The sequence below is a fragment of the Gymnodinialimonas phycosphaerae genome (assembly GCF_019195455.1).
Taxonomy (GTDB): Bacteria; Pseudomonadota; Alphaproteobacteria; order Rhodobacterales; family Rhodobacteraceae; genus Gymnodinialimonas; species Gymnodinialimonas phycosphaerae.
The window spans coordinates 1,389,087-1,406,597 of sequence record NZ_JAIMBW010000001.1; the positions used below are offsets into that span (position 1 = coordinate 1,389,087).

General features: G+C 63.3%; 14 protein-coding genes. 5 read left to right on the forward strand and 9 right to left on the reverse strand.

Annotated elements, in window-relative coordinates:
• Positions 1-47: 47 nt before the first annotated feature.
• Both dctP and KUL25_RS06770 read right to left on the reverse strand, forming a co-directional pair.
• Positions 48-1,055, reverse strand: a complete 1,008-nt coding sequence (gene dctP / locus KUL25_RS06765) for a TRAP transporter substrate-binding protein DctP (protein ID WP_257892246.1) — start codon at positions 1,053-1,055, stop codon at positions 48-50.
• A 104-nt stretch (positions 1,056-1,159) separates the two neighbouring features.
• On the reverse strand, positions 1,160-2,215 hold the full coding sequence (locus KUL25_RS06770; protein ID WP_257892247.1) for a Gfo/Idh/MocA family protein: 1,056 nt from the start codon (positions 2,213-2,215) through the stop codon (positions 1,160-1,162).
• A 190-nt stretch (positions 2,216-2,405) separates the two neighbouring features.
• On the opposite strand from KUL25_RS06770, the gene KUL25_RS06775 reads away from it, so the two are divergent.
• Entirely contained in the window at positions 2,406-3,071 is a 666-nt protein-coding gene (locus KUL25_RS06775) for a GntR family transcriptional regulator (RefSeq protein ID WP_257892248.1), read from the forward strand.
• 13 nt (positions 3,072-3,084) lie between these two features.
• Here the strand turns inward: KUL25_RS06775 and KUL25_RS06780 are convergent, their stop codons facing one another.
• From KUL25_RS06780 to KUL25_RS06805, 6 genes are all read right to left on the reverse strand, one after another.
• Positions 3,085-3,915, reverse strand: a complete 831-nt coding sequence (locus KUL25_RS06780; protein ID WP_257892249.1) for an aldo/keto reductase — start codon at positions 3,913-3,915, stop codon at positions 3,085-3,087.
• A 28-nt stretch (positions 3,916-3,943) separates the two neighbouring features.
• A complete protein-coding gene (locus KUL25_RS06785; protein WP_257892250.1) occupies positions 3,944-5,005 on the reverse strand; it encodes an ABC transporter ATP-binding protein in 1,062 nt (353 codons plus the stop codon).
• Positions 5,002-6,492 (reverse strand): argininosuccinate lyase, encoded by a 1,491-nt coding sequence (gene argH / locus KUL25_RS06790; RefSeq protein ID WP_257892251.1) that lies wholly within the window; start codon positions 6,490-6,492, stop codon positions 5,002-5,004. Before argH ends, KUL25_RS06785 begins: the two co-directional genes overlap by 4 nt.
• Complete coding sequence (locus KUL25_RS06795; protein ID WP_257892252.1) at positions 6,489-7,373, reverse strand: carbohydrate ABC transporter permease; 885 nt, start codon at positions 7,371-7,373, stop codon at positions 6,489-6,491. Before KUL25_RS06795 ends, argH begins: the two co-directional genes overlap by 4 nt.
• 1 nt (position 7,374) lies before the next feature.
• Positions 7,375-8,298, reverse strand: coding sequence for a carbohydrate ABC transporter permease (locus KUL25_RS06800; RefSeq protein ID WP_257892253.1), 924 nt, complete (start codon positions 8,296-8,298; stop codon positions 7,375-7,377).
• 80 nt (positions 8,299-8,378) lie between these two features.
• On the reverse strand, positions 8,379-9,629 hold the full coding sequence (locus KUL25_RS06805; RefSeq protein ID WP_257892254.1) for an extracellular solute-binding protein: 1,251 nt from the start codon (positions 9,627-9,629) through the stop codon (positions 8,379-8,381).
• A 117-nt stretch (positions 9,630-9,746) separates the two neighbouring features.
• On the opposite strand from KUL25_RS06805, the gene KUL25_RS06810 reads away from it, so the two are divergent.
• Positions 9,747-10,916, forward strand: coding sequence for an ROK family transcriptional regulator (locus tag KUL25_RS06810; RefSeq protein WP_257892255.1), 1,170 nt, complete (start codon positions 9,747-9,749; stop codon positions 10,914-10,916).
• Between the two features lie 38 nt (positions 10,917-10,954).
• Positions 10,955-13,243, forward strand: a complete 2,289-nt coding sequence (locus KUL25_RS06815; RefSeq protein ID WP_257892256.1) for a PIG-L family deacetylase — start codon at positions 10,955-10,957, stop codon at positions 13,241-13,243.
• Here KUL25_RS06815 and KUL25_RS06820 read toward each other — a convergent pair.
• Entirely contained in the window at positions 13,240-14,091 is an 852-nt protein-coding gene (locus KUL25_RS06820; protein WP_257892257.1) for a LysR family transcriptional regulator, read from the reverse strand. The genes KUL25_RS06815 and KUL25_RS06820 overlap by 4 nt on opposite strands.
• A 139-nt stretch (positions 14,092-14,230) precedes the next feature.
• On the opposite strand from KUL25_RS06820, the gene urtA reads away from it, so the two are divergent.
• Both urtA and urtB read left to right on the forward strand, forming a co-directional pair.
• On the forward strand, positions 14,231-15,484 hold the full coding sequence (urtA, locus tag KUL25_RS06825) for an urea ABC transporter substrate-binding protein (protein WP_427854479.1): 1,254 nt from the start codon (positions 14,231-14,233) through the stop codon (positions 15,482-15,484).
• 69 nt (positions 15,485-15,553) lie between these two features.
• On the forward strand, positions 15,554-17,509 hold the full coding sequence (gene urtB, locus KUL25_RS06830) for an urea ABC transporter permease subunit UrtB (protein ID WP_257892259.1): 1,956 nt from the start codon (positions 15,554-15,556) through the stop codon (positions 17,507-17,509).
• Positions 17,510-17,511 lie beyond the last annotated feature (2 nt).

Consider the following 17,511-nt stretch of genomic DNA (forward strand, 5'->3'; position numbering starts at 1 on the left):
GGGGGCAGCCTCCGGGACGGATCGTGTCGTGTCGCGTCAACCAGCGCTTAGTTTGCGCCAAGGGCGTTGATCTGGTCCAACACGCCTTCGGGCCATGTCTCGGCGAACTCACTGCCCAGATAGGCGGCCTGCACGGCCTCGCGGAAGGCGGCAACGTCGGGCTCGTAGACTTCCATGCCCTCGCCTTCCAGGAAGGCCACCAGCTCGCCTTCCAACTCCAACTGGCGCACGCGACCGGCCTCGGCCGCGGCATCGGCGGCCTCTTGCACCGTGGCTTGCTGCTCGGGCGTCAGGGATTGGAACACCGCCTCGGAGATGGCGATGTAGTTGAGGTCCACGAGGTGCGAGGTCAGGACGATCTGGTTCGTGACCTCGTAGAACCGCGCGTCGACCACGGTGGGCAGCGGGTTGTCCTGCCCATCCACAGCACCGGTGGAAAGGGCCGTGTAGACCTCATTGAAGGCCATGGGCGTGGGCGCCGCCCCAAGGGCAGAACCAAGGAACTGCCACGCATCGGTGCCAGGCATGCGCAGGTTCACCCCGGCCAGATCATCGGGGGTCATCACCTCCAGCTCTTCGCGGGTCTGTCGCAGGTTCACCTGACGGCGGCCAAGGTACATGACCGACAGAAGGCGCACGCCAAGTTCATCGATCACGGTCTGGTGGAACGGCTCGAACAACGGGTCGTTGAACACGGCGACCTGATGGGCCGCGTCCTGATGGACGTAGCCAGCGGTGAAAATCGAGAATTCGGGGAAGAATTGCGCAAGTTCCTGGGCCGAGGTGATCGACATCTCCAGGTTGCCACGGCTGATCGCCTCCAACTCGGTACCCTGGGCGAACAGCGTGGCGTTGTAACTTGGCGTGTAGGTCGCGAAATCCGCAACTGCGGGTCCGAAGACTTCGGTCATGGCGACAGCGCGCTGGTCGGTTTCCGACCCGGCCATCGACATGCGAAGTTCGATCGCGTGGCCGTCGGCGAATGCCATGCCTCCCACCAGGGTTGCCGCAAGGGCCGCAGACAGCGTCGTGCGGCGGGTCAGGGTCTTGATCATGGTGTCCTCCCAAGGATTGTTGATCGTTTTTTTAGCAGCATGCCGGGTTCTCAGATTATTACAAGGCGTTTGACGGAATATCCGATACTTCAAGAAATCTGCCGTCAGGCCGACCCAGCTGAAATCTGGACGGCCTCGCCGGTTTCGGCCGAGCCCTGTATAGCCTCGATCACCGCCAGCGTGCGCATGCCTTCGCGCGCGGAAACGCGCGGGGCGACCCCGTCTCGTATCACCGCGCCGAAATGAGCGATCTGGCGAACCAGAGGGTCCGCGGCCTCCTGTGCAAGGTGCGTGGCGCTGATGGGCTGCCACCAATCGGGGGCTTTCCCGCTATGGGACCAGACCCGCAGATCCGGGAGCGACAGCGCCGCACGGGAGCCGCCGATCAGGTAGCAGCTTTCGGCGGTGGCGGGGTAGACGGCGTTTTCGCGCGCGGTCATTTCCCAACTCCAGGGGGCAGCGATCGCGTCCGACACGGTGAGGGTGCCAAGCGCCCCGCTCTCAAACGTCAGTAGCGCCGCCGCCACGTCCTCATTCTCGGACCCGCGACGCGAGGGGGCGGCCACGGCACGCACGGAAATAACCTCTCCGCAGAGGTGTCGAAGCAGGTCCACATCGTGGACGAGGTTGACGGATATCGGCCCCGCCCCCTTTTGTTTGCGCCACGGCGAGGCTTCAAAATAGGCGTCTGGCTTGTAGAACCAACATGTCGCCTGAACCGCGCGCACCTCTCCCAAGATACCCGAGGTGATCACCTCATGCGCCTTCTCGATCAGGGGATTATAGCGGCGATGATGGCCCACCAGCACGGGCACGCCGCGCGCCTCTGCTGCATCGACGACCCGCTGCCCCTCCGCCACCGATGTGGCAATCGGCTTCTCGATCAGGACCGGCAGGGCGCGGTCGATGCAGATCAAGGCCTGCGCCGCGTGCTGCGGCGTCGGGGTCGCGATGATGACGCCCTCGGGGCGCGTTGCCTCGATCATTTCGGGAAGTGAATCGTACCACGGCACCCCTAAACGATGCGCCTCCACCTGCCCCGCCTCTGCGGGATCGGCGACGCCCACCAACTCGACCCCCGGCTGCCTGGCAATGGCCTGAGCATGGCGACGACCGATAAGCCCAAGGCCCGAAATGGCAAGGTGGATGCTTTGGGTCACGCGCAAGCTCCTACGCTGAAATCGAAGGCGCTACGTACGTGCGCCGGGCGTGTACTGAACGGTACGAGTACGCTTCCGGATTCGCAATAATACATGATATTTTTTCGTTCATCTGATTTCTGTGACCGTTGCCTCGCGCCTGCGAAGCTGGTAGGCGCACGTCAACACGACGGGCAAACTGGGGATCCAAATGGACCAAAGCGCCGCCACCGTTGGGGCAAACACCTATCAACGGATCAAGCGTGACATCATCTTTGGCGCGCTGCAGCCCGGTGCAAAGCTGAAGCTTGACGCCCTGAAGGCGCGTTATCCGGCCAGCCTTTCGACCCTGCGCGAGGCGCTGAACCGCTTGGCCAGCGACGGCTTCGTCGACGCGCCAGAGCAACGCGGCTTCTTCGTGACGCCCGTGTCGCAAGCCGACCTGACCGAGATCGCCAACCTGCGTGTCCTGCTCGAATGCCACGCCCTGCGCGAAAGCATCGCCAATGGCGACACGGAGTGGGAGGGCAACCTAGTCGCCGCCCGACACAAATTGACCCAGATGGAGCAGCGGTTACTGCGTGGCGATCATTCCGAGGAAGAGACGTGGAAGCGCTATGATTGGGAGTTTCACCTCGCCCTTATCGAGGCCTGCAATTCCCGCAACCTGCTGTCTCTGCATTCGCGTATCTACGATAAATACCTTCGATATCAGATGCTTGTCCTAACTCACCGCGGCCAGGAAGCCGCAACCGAGCACGACAAGATCCTGCAAGCCGCCCTCGCCCGCGATGCAGGCACAGCGACGGCACTGCTGGAGGTGCACATCCGCAACGGTCTGGTGCACGCCGCGTCGGCGCTTACCCCGGCCCGCTGAGCGGCGCGACCGCCTACATCATCTTGAAGACCGAGGGGTCTGGGCCCGTGCGCAGACCCACATCCAGCCCCGCGATGTCGGCCATCTCCGCGTCGGTCAGGGTGAAATCGAAAACGTCCAGGTTTTTTGCCTGCCGGTGCGGCTTGACCGACCGCGGGATCACCGCATTGCCCAGTTGGATGTGCCACCGAAGGATCACCTGCGCCGGGCTTTTGCCGGTGCGCGCGGCGGCCTTCGCGATCGGCTCTGCCTCGAACGAACGCCCGTTGCCCAGGGGCGTCCAGGCCTGTGTCACGATCCCGTGGGCCGCGTGAAATGCGCGCATTTCTGGCTGTTGCAGCTCGGGATTGAGCTCGATCTGGTTGAGCACCGGGGCCTCTCCGGTCTCTGCGATGATCCGTTCCAGATGGTCCGCGTTGAAGTTGGACGTCCCGATAGAGCGCATCAACCCCTCGTCCCGCATCTCGATAAAGGCTTGCCACGTTTCCAGATAAAGGTCCTGGCTTGGAACCGGCCAATGGATCAGCACCAGGTCCAGCTGCTCGACCCCGATGGTCTTCAGGCTTCGCTCAACCGAGGCGCGGGCCTTGGCGCGCCCCTGCTCGTTGTTCCAGACCTTGGTGGTGATGAAAACCTCATCGCGCGGCACGCCCGAGGCGCACAATCCCTCGCCCAGACCAGCCTCGTTCATATAAAGATACGCGCCATCGATCATCCGATACCCGATCTCAAGGGCCGAGCGCACGGCCTCTCCGGCGATATCCTGGGGCACCTGCCAGATGCCGAACCCCAGCTGCGGGATCTGGGTGCCATCACGAAGTGGAATGCGGGGGATGTCGGTCATGGCATTGATTCTCCTTGTTTTCGGCGGCTCAGGTCAGGGTCAACCGCTGTCCCGTCGCGGCATCAAAAGGATGGACTGTCTCGGCGCTGAAGCCAAGATTGATCGTCTCCCCGGGCTTGGGCGGCGTGCGCCCCGAGGCGGTGGCGGTCAATTCCATCCCGTCGACATCCACATAGACCAGCGTTTCGGAGCCCAGGGGCTCGGCGACCGAAACGGTTCCGCTCAGGAACGTCTCGGCCTCCGCCGTCAGATCCTCGGGCCGGACGCCTAGGTGAACCTCCCCCCCCTTCGGCACAGAAATCCCGGGTATTTCAACGACATGCCCATTCTTCAGCTGTACCCCTGACCCGGTGCTTTCCACCGGCAAAAGGTTCATCGCCGGCGCTCCGATGAACTGCGCCACGAAGGTGTTGGCCGGCGAGTGATAGACCTGCGCCGGGGTGCCGATCTGCTGGATATGGCCGTCCTTCATGATCACGATACGGTCGGCCATGGTCATCGCCTCGACCTGATCGTGGGTCACGAAAACCATCATGCGGCCCATGCTGGCATGGAGTTTCTTGATTTCCAGCCGCATCTGGGTCCGCAACTGCGCATCAAGGTTCGACAGCGGCTCGTCAAACAGGAACACGTCAGGGTCGCGCACCATCGCGCGGCCGATTGCGACGCGCTGACGCTGCCCGCCCGACAGCTGCGAGGGCTTGCGTTCCAGCAGGTCCGTCATGTCGAGGATCTTGGCAACCTCTTCAATTCGCGCGTTCTTGTCCGCTTTCGACAGCTTGGAGGTTTTCAACCCAAAGCCGATGTTTCGGCGCACCGACATGTGCGGATAAATGGCGTAGTTCTGGAACACCATGGCGATGTTGCGCTCTTTCGGTTCCAGGTTATTCACCACGCGACCGCCGATTTCGATGGTACCCGACGTGATCTCTTCAAGTCCGGCGATCATCCTGAGCGTTGTGGATTTTCCGCATCCGGAGGGGCCGACAAGCACAACGAATTCCCCCGGCGCCACGGTCAGATTGATCGCGTGCAGCACCTCTGTCTCTCCGTACCGCTTCACGAGGTCGCTCAGGATCAAATCGGTCATCGGGGGCCTTTCAGGAGGGCGTCGAATGCGGCGTTGAGGTCGGTTTCGGCGGTGGTGCGGCGTTCAAGTCTTGCTTTAAGATCGCCCGCCAACATTCTGATTTCATGCTGGTATGTGTTGAAGGCGCTGTCGAGTGCGGCGGGCGCGGGGCCGCCGATGCGATCTCGGCGCGCCACAAAGGTGCGGGCGTCCACGGCGCTGGCAAAACCCGCTGCATCCAGCGTCGCGGCGCGTCCCGTCGCCTCCTCAAACGCCTGCGAGAAGGCGGCAAAGCCGCCGCCGAGGGGCTGCGCATCGGCGATCACGGCGCGCGCGGTTTGTGCTGCAATCTCGTGGGCTTGGCGAAAACTCAATTCTTCATCGCGCACCAGCGTATCGGCCAGTTCGGTAATGGTGATGCACGCCGCGTCTGTCGTCCGAGCGACACGGTCCCCATTGATCGAGCAGGCAGGTAGAAACGCCGTCAACAGATCAAGGACCCGACCCGCATGCTCAAACGCCCCGTAGCCCGCTTGCTGCACCTCGCCTTCGCTGTCATTCATATCGGTGAAAGGCGTATTGTGCATGCAGTTTATCATTGTGTCACAACGACTTGCAGCAACCGAGGCCAGATGGCGAAGATGCTCGATCGGCACCGGATTGCGCTTCTGCGGCATGATGGAACTGATCTGCACCAAGCTGCGCGGCACGTGCAACTGCCCGACCTCGAACGCCGACCAGAACGCCATGTCCTGCACGACGCGGCCCAGATGGATCATCGGCAGTTTCAGGGCCGAATAAAGCCCCGTGACATAATCCACGCCCGCGATGCATCCGTAAGAATTCAACCGGACCGATTGAAACCCCAGCAACTCTGCCATCCGCTCTCGATCAATCGGAAACCCCGACGTGGTGATGGCCGCAGCACCCATGGGGCAATGATCGACGTGCTGAATGGCCGCTTCCAGGCGTTTGGCATCGGCCAAAAGCACCTCGATCACCGCGCTCAGGTAGTGGCCGAAGGTCGAGGGTTGGGCAGGCTGGCCGTGGGTATAGGCAACAATCAGGGTGTCCCGCTCGGATCTTGCTTTGTCCAGAAGCGCTTGGCCAAGGGTCAGCATCCGCGCCAAGGCATCTTCGGCGCGGGCGCGCAGGGCCATCTTGAACATGGTGTGATCCATGTCGTTGCGCGATCGCGCGGTGTGCAAGGCCCCGCCCAGATCACCCAAACGGGCACGCAGTTCGGCCTCGACCAGGAAGAACCAATCTTCATGCTCGCCGGTGTATTCAAGGGCTTGCCGGTCGATATTGCGCTCGATATCCAGCAGCGCTTCGGCAATGGCTGCGCCATCCTGGTCCTGCAATATCCCTGTCTCGACCAGCATCACCAGATGGGCCCGGTTGATCGCATCCATGTGCCCGGCGAAATGGGTCTTCACGCCCTCGAACAGCGGCGCGAGGACCGCGTCGCGATAGGTTGGATCTGGAAAGATGGAGGTGTCTGTCATCCCTTGAGCCCGGCCATGACGACGCCGCGGATGATGAAGCGCTGAAAAATCAGGAAGAAGATCAAGGTCGGCAGGGTTGAGATCGCGGCGCCGGTCATGATCAACTCCCACGCCACGTCTGCTTCGTCCCCAAAGGACGAGAGGCCCACGGGCAGAGTATAGAGGTCCGGCGAGGTGGTCACGATCAACGGCCAGAGGAACGCGGTCCAATTGCCGAGGAAGATGAAGATCGCCAAAGCCGCGAGCGCGGGCTTGACCATCGGCATGGCGACCTGCCACCAGATCTGGAATTCATTGAGCCCGTCGATCCGCGCAGCCTCAAGGAAGTCATCGGGGACCGTCTCGAAGAACTGTTTCATCAGGAACACACCGAACGCCGTCATCAGGCCCGGAAACATGATGCCCCAATAGGTGTCGAGCCAGCCGAGAGACTGGCTCATCATGTACCAGGGGATCACCAACATTTCCGTGGGAATCATCAGCGTCGAGAGGATAGCGATGAAGATGATGTAGCGGCCCCGGAACCGGAATTTGCACAGGGTATAGCCCACGAGGCTGTCGAAAAAGAGCGACGAAACCGTGGTGATCGCCGCGATGATCAGCGAGTTGATGAACCAGCTGAAGAAGCGCCCATCCTCCAGCACGTAGGTGTAGTTCTCCAACGTGGGCTCGTTAGGGATCAGGCCAATCTCATAGACCTCCCACGGCCACTTCATCGAGGTAGAAATCATGTAGGCCAACGGCATGACCATCAGAATGCCGCCCGCAAACAGCAGGGCCCAGCGGATGAATTGCGCAAGGTTGCGCTTGCGCGGAGGGGCGGCGGCTTTCAAGAGCGCGTCGGACGACGCCCTGACGGTGAGATCATCGCTCGTGGTCATTCTAGCGATCCCTCAGTAGGCGCAGTTGAATGAGGCTGACGATCAGCAGGATCACGAAAAGCACAACGGTTTGCGCCGCAGCGTAGCCCATGTCGAAACTGTCGAACGCCGTCTGATAAATCATCAGGACCAATGGCTTGGTCGAGTTCAACGGCCCGCCCGGATTCTGGGTCGTCATGTTGAAGACATGGTCGAAGATGCGCAGGAAGCCGATCGACGACAGGACGACGACGAAGACGATCGTGGGGCGCAGCAGCGGCAAGGTGATCTCCCACAGGACCGTCCAGGTGGAAACCCCATCGATCTTGGCGGCCTCGTAGAAGGTGCGCGGGATGGCGCGCAGGCCTGCCATGAAGATGATGATCTGAAAGCCCAGGCCCGCCCAGATGGCCGGCGCAAGGATCGAGGGAAGCGCATTGGTGGTACTATCGAGGAAGTCGATCTGCGCAATGCCAACGGTCGCGAGGGCATTGTTGAACAGGCCAATCGGCACGTCCTGGTAGAACCAGCGCCAGACCCAGGCCATGGCCACGGCAGAGGTCATGAAGGGCACGAAATACAAGGCCCTGATCGTGCCATGCATGAAGCGAACCTGGTCCAGATGGTAGGCGATGACAAACGCAATCACGAGGCTGATGGGCGTGCCAAGAAGCAGGTAAACAAAGGTATTGCGAAAGACCTGCCAGAACACCGGATCAGAAAACAGCACCCGATAATTGTCGATCCCCGCCCACGTCCTGTCGCCCAGTAGGTTCCATTCCTGGAACGACAGGACCATCGCGTTTCCGGTCGGATAGAACCGGATCACGACGTAGAAAAGGACCGGGACAGCCAGAAACCCCCACGCCCAAAACGTGCGCTTCTGGGCGATGGTCAGACCAACCTGACGTCCGGGTGCGGCGTCTTGGGGGGAAGTGCTCGCCATGCGTGCGGGCCCTCGAATGGGGTGGGAACGAAGGGCCCCGATCGGCAAACGCGCCCGGGGCCCTTAGGAATTAAGGCCGCTTACTCTCCGTAGTAGGCGTCAAGGATTGCCTGCTCGGCTTCAGCCGCCATGGTCAGGCTCTCGCCGGGGTCCATGTCTTGCAACTGCACACGCTCCACCATGTCGACAAGGACCTGGCGCTGCGCGCTTTCGTCGGCGAAGATCGTGGTGTTGGCGTATTCGAGGCCCCGGATGAACGGCCCGAAGACAGGATCGTTGGCGTTTTCCTCGGTCATGCCGACCTCGGCCCGGGCCGGAAGTTCGCCCACTGTATCAAGCCAGATCTGCATCGCCTCGGGCGAGGTGATGTATTCCATGAACAGCACGGAGGCATCGTATTCCGGCCCCTCCGCCGAGGACGTGATCGCGTTAACCCAGTAAGAGGAATAGTTCGACCGCATGCCGTCGTTGTTGGCGGGCAGCTCTGTCACGCCCCAGCGCAGGCCACGCTCTCCTTCAAGGGCACCGATGCGGAAAGAGCCGTCGATGTGGAACGCCGCCCGGCCCGCGCGGAAGGCGGCTTGGGGCTCGTCCATGAAGCCGGACTGCGATACGCCCTGCTCTTCCAGACCCAGGTAGAAATCAAGCGCGGCGCGCCCGGCCTCCGTGTCGTAGTTCACGTTGCGATAGCCGTCGGTATAGGGCTCGCCCCCCATCTGACGCACAAGGACCTCGCGGAACCAATGGTGATCCTGGGCGGTCATGCCTGTCGTCAGGCCGACTTGCGTGATGTTGCCTGCGCCGTCCCGCTCGGTGGTGGCGGCGGCGGCGGCGACAAGTTCATCCAGCGTGGTGGGCACGTCGACGCCCGCCCCTTCCAGGATACGCTCATTATAGAACAGCGCGAGCGAGCGCACGGCGGTGGGCAGGGCGAAATACTGGCCGTCGCGCTCCATCGCCTGGACCATCGGAAAGAATTCGGACGCCACCATTTCGGGCGAGAATGTCTCGGTGGGCAGGGGCTGGATCAGCCCCTCGTCGATGTAATCGTTCAGCCAACCGTAGAACAGTTGCACGATATCTGGCCCCTCGCCCGACGGCACGGCAATCGCGGTGCGGGTGCGGTAGTCGGCGTAGGGAAAATGGGTCATCTCGACGTTGATATTGGGGTTGGCGGCTTCGAAATTCTCGATCAACTCTTCCATCGCATTGACGCGAGCCTCGAAGAAATACTGCCAGTATTCGATCGTGACCTGCTCCTGAGCGGCGGCGGCACCGGCGGTCAGAATGGCGGTGGACGTGGCAAGGGCAGCAAGGGTTCTGTGAAGCATGGGTCTCTCCCTGAGATGATGTTTTGGTGCGGGGCCCGTACTCTCACGGTCGGTGCCATTGGGGGGACGCTAGCGCAGCGGCGTTGAGCTATCAAGTAAGTTGAGTTATTCGGGGATATGGCCAGCGTGCTCCCTCCTCCCGGCTCCAACGCCCTTCGCAGCAGGACTTACAATCGGGGTCTTGTGCTGGGGCATTTGCGACAGGAGGGAGAGGCCGGGCGTGCCGAAATCGCCCGCGCCTCGCGCCTCAGCATTCAGGCGGTCAGCAATATCATCGCAGAGCTGTCGGACGAAGGCTGGGTGGTGGAGGCAGGCAAGCGCGAAGGACAGCGGGGCCTGCCCGCCGTGACCTATGCGCTCAGCCGCGGCTCGCATCTGGCGCTGGGGGTAGAGATCAGGCCCGACGCGGTTCTGGCGGCGTGGATCGATCTGGGGGGCCAGGTGCTGCACACGGAACGGCTGGCGCTGCCCTCCGCCCGGCCCGAGCATGTGCTGCCGCTTGTGGCCGACCTGCCCGCGCGCGGCGCGGCGGCGGGGTTGCGTCATGCGACGGTGTTCGGAGCGGGCGTGGTGATGCCCGGACCGATCGGTGAAACCGGCCTGTCGGACATCGCGACGCAGCTGCCCGGCTGGGGCGACGTGGCCCCTGACGCGGTCTTGCGCGATGCCCTGGGCGTGCCGGTCACGTTGGAAAATGATGCCAACGCCGCCGCCATGGCCGAGCGTATTCTGGGCGCAGCGCAAGGGCTTGGTACCTTCGCGTGCCTCTACTTCGGGACCGGTCTGGGGTTGGGGTTGGTGATCGATGGTACGGTTTTCGCAGGCGCATACGGCAATGCCGGAGAGATCGGGCACATCCCCGTGGCCACAAGCGGCGGCTCTTGCGCGCTGGAACAACGCGCCAGCCGCGTTTCGCTGGTGCGCGCGTTGGAGGCCGATGGTATCTCGGTGCGCACCGTCGACGACATGGCACGCAAGTTCGCCGCCCGCCCCCCCGCGATGGTCGCTTGGTTGGAGGGGGCCGCGGATGCCCTTGGGCCCGCCGTTGCGATGTTGGAAAACCTGTTCGACCCCGAGGCGATCGTGATGACCGGAGCCCTGCCCCCTGCCCTTCTGGACGAGTTGGTGCGCCGGGTGTCGCTGCCGGACCGGTCGGTCTCGAACCGCCAAGACCGCGCACACCCGCGCCTGATCGCGGGCACCGCGGGGCGCATGGCCGCGACCCTCGGGGCGGCGGCGCTTGTCGTGAATACAGCCCTTTCCCCGCGTCTGGTAGACGCCCGATAGATACGCGTCCGCTGGACGCCCAATAGGACCCTTTTTCCATGCCCAATGCCACGCAATCCCGGATCCTTTCAGAAGCCCATGACCCATTGATCGCCCGCGTCTGGCGCGCCATGGCGGGGCTGCGCTCCGTTGTGGGCTTCATGAACACCGGCGCCCATCCCGATGATGAGACGACGGCGATGCTGGCCGCGCTTTGGCTGCGCGACGGGGTGAACCTGTCTTACGCCTGCTCGACCCGGGGCGAAGGCGGGCAGAATGACATCGGAACCGAGGCGGGCCCCGATCTGGGCGCGTTGCGCACCGCCGAGATGGAGCGCGCCTCGGACGTTCTGGACATGGTTCTGTACTGGCACGGGCAGTCGCCTGACGACACGATCACGGACTTCCGGTTCTCGAAATCGGGCAAGGAGACGATGGCGATCTGGGGGCGAGACCGCCTGATGACCCGCTTTGTCGAAATCATCCGAACCGAGCGTCCTGATATCATCTGCCCGACATTTCTTGATATTCCCGGACAGCACGGCCACCACCGCGCAATGACAGAGGCCGCCCACGCGGTAATCGCGGCGGCGGCGGACCCCGACTTCGCTTGCGATTTGGCCCCTTGGCAGGTTTCGAAACTCTATTTGCCTGCATGGTCCGGCGCGGGCGGCTCTTATGATGACGAGGTGCCGCCACCGCCCGCGACGCTGACGATCGCTGCAAAGGGCGGCGATCGGATGCTGGGGATGAGTTACGAGCGCATCGGCCAATGGTCGCGGCAATTCCATCGAACCCAAGGCATGGGCCACTGGATAGCGGCGGGGTCCGAGCGGGATTGGCCGCTGCATCTGGCCTACTCGGGCGTCGGTGCGGATACGGGCGCGGTGACAGATAACCTGCCGCAGACCCTGGCGGACATTGGAGCGCCGAAGGCCCAGGGCCTTGTGGAGGCAACCCTTGCCGCCTTCCCGGATTTCAACGCCATGGCGCGTTTGGGCGCCGAGGCGCTTGCCGCGCTGCAAAGTGCCTCCGTAGAAGACATCCACGCGCACCGGCTGGGGCGCAAGCGCCTGCAAATGGCGCGGCTGGTGCAATTGGTGGCCGGGGTCTCGGCGCGGGCCTTGCCGGACGCGGTGGCGGTGCACCCCGGAGACACCGTCGCGGTCTCGGTGGAGGTCACGGGCAATGCCACGGCCGAGATCCTGCCAGACGCGGACATGAAGGTCACGCCCGACGGACTGCGGATTGGACCGGATGCCGCGCCCAGTGATCCCTACCCCGACGCATTCGATCCCCTTGTGCCGCGATTGTCTGCCCTCCGCATCGCGGCGTCGGTTCACGGTGTCGATGTGGCGGTCGATGTGCCGCTGGAGCGGCCCCTGTTGGTGCTGCCGAGACCGCTGGCCGAAATCCAGACAGAGCGCGCGATTCTGAACCTGCGGACCGGCGTGCGGCAGGTGACGGTGGGCGTCGACGCCCAAGACGCGCGGTTCGATCTGCCCGAGGGTTTCGGGCAGGATTGGCGCGCGGACGGGGTGACGATCACGGTTCCCGACGGCGCGAAAGAGGGGCTGCATGAACTGCCCTTGCTGATCGACGGCGCGCCCGCACGCACAGCGAAGGTACTGGACCATGAGCATATCTCGCCCACCCTCAGCCACCGCGCGGCCGTGCTGTCGCTGCGGTTGGCCGACGTGGCGCTGCCCAAGGCCCGCGTGGCCTATATTGGCGCTGGCAATGACCAGGTGGCGGATGCCATGCGCGCCGTTGGGATGGATGTGACGGACCTCTCGGACGCGGACCTGGCGACTGCCGCGCCGTTTGACGGTTATGACAGCGTGCTGGTCGGTGTCTTCGCCTATCGCTTCCGTCCGGCGCTGGGACCCGTAATCGGCACGCTGAATACCTGGGTGGCGGAAGGCGGCACGCTGGTGACGCTCTACCACCGGCCCAGGGACAATTGGGCGCCCAAGGCCACGCCGCCTGCGCCGATGGAAATCGGCGCGCCATCCCTGCGCTGGCGGATCACCGATGCCAACGCCAAGGTGACCGTCTTGCAGCCAGATCACCCCGTGTTTCATGGCCCCAACACGATCACCCCCAAGGATTGGGAGGGCTGGCAGAAGGAACGTGGGCTCTACTTCGCCAAGACGTGGTCAGACGCCTACACGCCGCTTGTGCGCATGGCGGACCCGGACGAGGCGCCCTTGGACGGCGGGTTACTTGTGGGCCGGATCGGCAAAGGCTGTCACGCCCATGTGGCCCTGAACCTGCACCACCAATTGGCGCATCTGGTGCCGGGCGCGTATCGCTTGATGGCGAACCTGCTGGCGCCGCGCGGCTAGGACGCCTCGTCGAGGCGGCGCTGAAGAATGCTGATGAAGGTCTGCGCCGGGCGGATCAGGGGCCTTCTGGCCATGCGCAGAATGCAGATCTGGACGGTGCCGAAGTCGAACGGAAGGGGCTTGGCCTGCGCGCCGAAAACGATCTTCGGGAAGATCGCCACGGCGCTTGCGGCCCCGTGATAATGCGCCACATGGGCCGCCGACAGCGCGGTGGCCTGCGGAAGGGTCAACTGCTTGCGCCGAAGCACGTGATCGATCGCGGTGCGGGTACCGGTGGCCTCTCCGGGGATAAGCACGCGCCGATCCGCGAGGTCCCAGATGCCTTGCGGGTCCACCCCGTCCCCCGAAGCGCAGGCGACGATCCGGCATGCGCTGGCGTGGACGACCTCGGTCGTGTCGTCGGTGGCCGGGTTGGTGAGGACCGCCAGATCGACGCCGCGCTGACGCAGGCTGTCAATGCTCGTGTCAAAGATGATATCGAGGGCAACCTTGGGGAAACGGTCTTGCATCTCCAGACAGCAGTCCATCACAAGCCCCGCCGCGATGTCATGCCCCAAAGAGATCCGCAGGTCCCCGCTTTCTCCATCGCGCAGGGTCCCAAGCTGGCCTTGCAGCTGTGTGAACTCCAGCAGATGGCGGTCGATGACGTCAAGCAGAAGCTCTCCGGCATCCGACAGGCGCACGCCGCCGGGAAGGCGCTCGAAGATGTTGAACGACAGCTCATCCTCGAACGCCTGTATGGATCTGTTCAACGCGGAGGGCGAGATTGACAGATCTCCCGCTGCCTTTCTGATGGATCCTGTGCGATGGATCAGCCGGATCGCACGGTAAATCTTCAAATGTTTCATGGGTCTCCCAGCGCGGTGCAAAAAACGCAACACCAAGGCGCAAAACTAGCAGCAGACAACACCACGTCAATCGCTATCCATAATGCTGCACATGCAAAATACTTTTGCTTACGTCTGAGGGATCTCTATGAAAAAACTAATGCTTGCCAGCGCATTGTCACTGGTTACCGCCCATACTGCATCCGCAGAAATCCGAGTCGGCATCCTGCACTCGCTGACTGGGACGATGGCAATTTCCGAGACCACGCTGCGCGACGTCATGCTGATGCTGATCGAACAACAAAACGCCGCCGGTGGTCTTCTGGGCGAAGAAATCGTGCCCGTCGTGGTCGATCCGGCGTCCGATTGGCCCCTGTTTGCCGAACGCACGCGCGAGTTGCTGACCGTCCATGAGGTGGACGTGATCTTTGGTGCCTGGACCTCCGTGTCGCGCAAATCCGCCCTGCCGGTTCTGGAAGAGCTCAACGGCCTGATGTTCTACCCGGTCCAGTACGAGGGTGAGGAATCCAGCCGCAACGTCTTCTACACCGGCGCCGCACCGAACCAGCAGGCGATCCCGGCGGTGGATTACTTCATCGAAGAACTGGGCGTGGAAAGCTTCGCGCTTCTTGGCACCGATTACGTCTATCCCCGCACCACCAACCGCATTCTGGAGCAGTACCTGCTTGACGCGGGCATCCCGGCCGAGAACATCTTCGTCAACTACACGCCCTTCGGTCATTCCGATTGGTCCTCCATCGTCGCCGACGTGGTAGCCTTGGGTGAGACGGGCGACCAGGTGGGCGTCATCTCGACGATCAACGGCGATGCGAACGTGGGCTTCTATAACGAACTGGTCGCCCAGGGCGTCGAGGCCGATGACATCCCCGTCGTGGCCTTCTCGGTCGGTGAAGAGGAACTCGCCGGGTTCGACACCGGGCCGTTGGCCGGCCACCTCGCGGCATGGAACTACTTCCAGTCCGCCGACACGCCCGAGAACGAGGAATTCATCGCCAACTGGCATGAGTTCATCGGCGATGAGGCACGCCCGACCAATGACCCGATGGAGGCCCACTACATCGGCTTCAACATGTGGGTTCAGGCTGTGGAGGCCGCTGGCACCACGGATGTCGATGCGGTCCGCGAGGCAATGTACGGCATTCAGGTCCCGAACCTGACCGGCGGCATTGCCGAGATGCTGCCCAACCACCACCTGACCAAGCCGGTCCTGATCGGCGAGATCCGCCCCGACGGGCAGTTCGACATCATCAGCCAGACCGAGCCTGTTGCGGGCGATGCCTGGACCGACTTCCTGCCTGAATCGGCGGTTCTGGTCTCTGATTGGCCGGGTCTGGAATGCGGTATGTACAACACCGAGACCGAGACCTGCGTACAGATCCAGTCCAACTACTAAGCACCTCAAGACCTTGCGGCGGGTCGCGCGACGCGACCCGCCATACCACCCTTGCTGTCAGGCAACCCTATGAAATTCATACACCTTCTTGTCGTGCTTGCGGCACTTTGCATTCCCGGGCCCGTGTCTGCCCAAGACGCGCCGTTGCAGGATCTGTTGCAAATCCATGCCGAGCAGATCAGCGATCCGTCGCGCCGCACCGTGGGTGAGACGCTGGACGCGCTGGTCGCCAGCGGCCACCCCGAGTTGCCCGGCTTCCTCGCCCGCTGGCAAGCGCGCGAGGTCTATCGCCGCGATGCCGACGGGCTTTTCGTCTATGTCGAAGACGCGGCCTCCGACCCTCTGACCCTGCTGGATATTTCCAGCGGCGCGGCGATTGGTCAGGCCGGGTCGCGCGATGTCACGCAGTTGCGCCCCAACGGCGGCGTGCGCGGTGTGATCGGCAGCGCGCTAGTGCAATTCCAACTGGGTGCGGCTGATCCCACGGCGCGTCTGGAGGCGCTCGACACCATCGCGGACGACCCCGAGGAAAGCCACCTGTCCCTGCTGCAAGCGCGGCTGGCGATAGAGGACGACCCGGTCGTGCGCGCCCGGCTGGAGGTCGTCTTCCCCGCCGTCGTCATCGCTTTTGCCCAAGACGATGCCGAGAGGATCGCAGCGATCGAGGCGCTGGCAGGCAATGTCAGCCTAGAGGCACGGGCGACGTTGAACCAACTGCTCTCTACCACCCGCAACGTCGGCTTGGCCCTGCCCGACGACCTGAATATCGCCACTGTCCTGACGCCTGGCAGCGCCGCCCTGCCCGAGGCTGACGCCTACGACATGCTCGTCGAGGCAGAGCTTGCACCGCCCCGGATCAGCCGCGCGGCGCAACGCGATGTGCTGGCGGCCAACATCGACGAGGGCCGCGTTGGCGGCGTGCCCGTCGCCACGCTGAACACCGAAGCCGCCCGTGACACCGCCTATGCCGCGCTGGTGGCCGAGGGGCTGGCCGAGCCCGTGCCAAGTGACGCCGAGGTTACGGCAGCGCTGGCCAGCCACGTTTTCTACGACCAGTATCGAGAGGCCTCGCACCCCGTGACCGATGCCGCCCGCGCCACCCTCGACGGGATCGAGACGCGCGTGGGAGCCTACCGGTTTCTGGATCTGTCGCTAGACGGGCTCTCACTGGCCTCGATCTACTTTCTTGCCGCCATCGGGCTGGCCATCACCTTCGGCGTCATGGGCGTGATCAACATGGCCCATGGCGAATTCATCATGGCGGGCGCCTACACCGGCTACCTCGTCCAGACGCTGGTCCCTGATTACACGCTGTCGATTGCCATCGCCCTACCGCTGGCCTTCGCCGTGACCTTCGCGATGGGGGTCGCGATGGAACGCTCGGTCATTCGGTGGCTCTATCATCGGCCGCTAGAGACGCTTTTGGCGACCTTCGGGATCTCCATCGCGTTGCAACAGATCACCCGGCAGATCTTCGGCACCCAGGCCCGCCCCTTCACGCCGCCCGATTGGCTTGCGGGATCGGTGGCGATCAATGACGTGATCTCGATCTCGTCGATCCGCATCGCGATCTTTCTGCTGGGATTGGTGTTTTTCGTGGTCCTGTGGCTGATCCTGAACCGCACCCGCCTGGGCCTTGAGGTCCGCGCTGTGACGCAGAACCCTGCCATGGCGGCGTCTATGGGAATCAACCCCGACCGGATCAACATGCTGACCTTCGGCCTCGGCTCGGGCATCGCCGGGATCGCGGGCGTGGCGATTGGCCTTTTCGCGCAGGTGACGCCCGACATGGGCGCCAATTACATCGTACAAAGCTTCATGACCGTGGTCGTGGGCGGCGTCGGCAACATCTTCGGCACACTTGTGGGCGCCAGCATGATCGGCGGCTTCCAGAAGGCCGTCGAATGGCTGAACCCATCCAACACCTTGGCGGCGCAGACCTACATGATCCTCTTCGTGATCCTGTTCATACAGTTCCGGCCCAGGGGCATCATCGCCCTCAAGGGCCGCGCGGCGGGGGATTGATT

Coding starts and splice junctions, on each gene's coding strand:
- KUL25_RS06775 (WP_257892248.1), top strand. CDS start 2,406: ATGGACCAAAGCGCCGCCACCGTTGGGGCAAACACCTATCAACGGATC.
- KUL25_RS06820 (WP_257892257.1), bottom strand. CDS start 14,091: ATGAAACATTTGAAGATTTACCGTGCGATCCGGCTGATCCATCGCACA.
- KUL25_RS06815 (WP_257892256.1), top strand. CDS start 10,955: ATGCCCAATGCCACGCAATCCCGGATCCTTTCAGAAGCCCATGACCCA.
- dctP (WP_257892246.1), bottom strand. CDS start 1,055: ATGATCAAGACCCTGACCCGCCGCACGACGCTGTCTGCGGCCCTTGCG.
- KUL25_RS06800 (WP_257892253.1), bottom strand. CDS start 8,298: ATGGCGAGCACTTCCCCCCAAGACGCCGCACCCGGACGTCAGGTTGGT.
- urtB (WP_257892259.1), top strand. CDS start 15,554: ATGAAATTCATACACCTTCTTGTCGTGCTTGCGGCACTTTGCATTCCC.
- KUL25_RS06785 (WP_257892250.1), bottom strand. CDS start 5,005: ATGACCGATTTGATCCTGAGCGACCTCGTGAAGCGGTACGGAGAGACA.
- KUL25_RS06805 (WP_257892254.1), bottom strand. CDS start 9,629: ATGCTTCACAGAACCCTTGCTGCCCTTGCCACGTCCACCGCCATTCTG.
- urtA (WP_427854479.1), top strand. CDS start 14,231: ATGCTTGCCAGCGCATTGTCACTGGTTACCGCCCATACTGCATCCGCA.
- argH (WP_257892251.1), bottom strand. CDS start 6,492: ATGACAGACACCTCCATCTTTCCAGATCCAACCTATCGCGACGCGGTC.
- KUL25_RS06780 (WP_257892249.1), bottom strand. CDS start 3,915: ATGACCGACATCCCCCGCATTCCACTTCGTGATGGCACCCAGATCCCG.
- KUL25_RS06810 (WP_257892255.1), top strand. CDS start 9,747: ATGGCCAGCGTGCTCCCTCCTCCCGGCTCCAACGCCCTTCGCAGCAGG.
- KUL25_RS06795 (WP_257892252.1), bottom strand. CDS start 7,373: ATGACCACGAGCGATGATCTCACCGTCAGGGCGTCGTCCGACGCGCTC.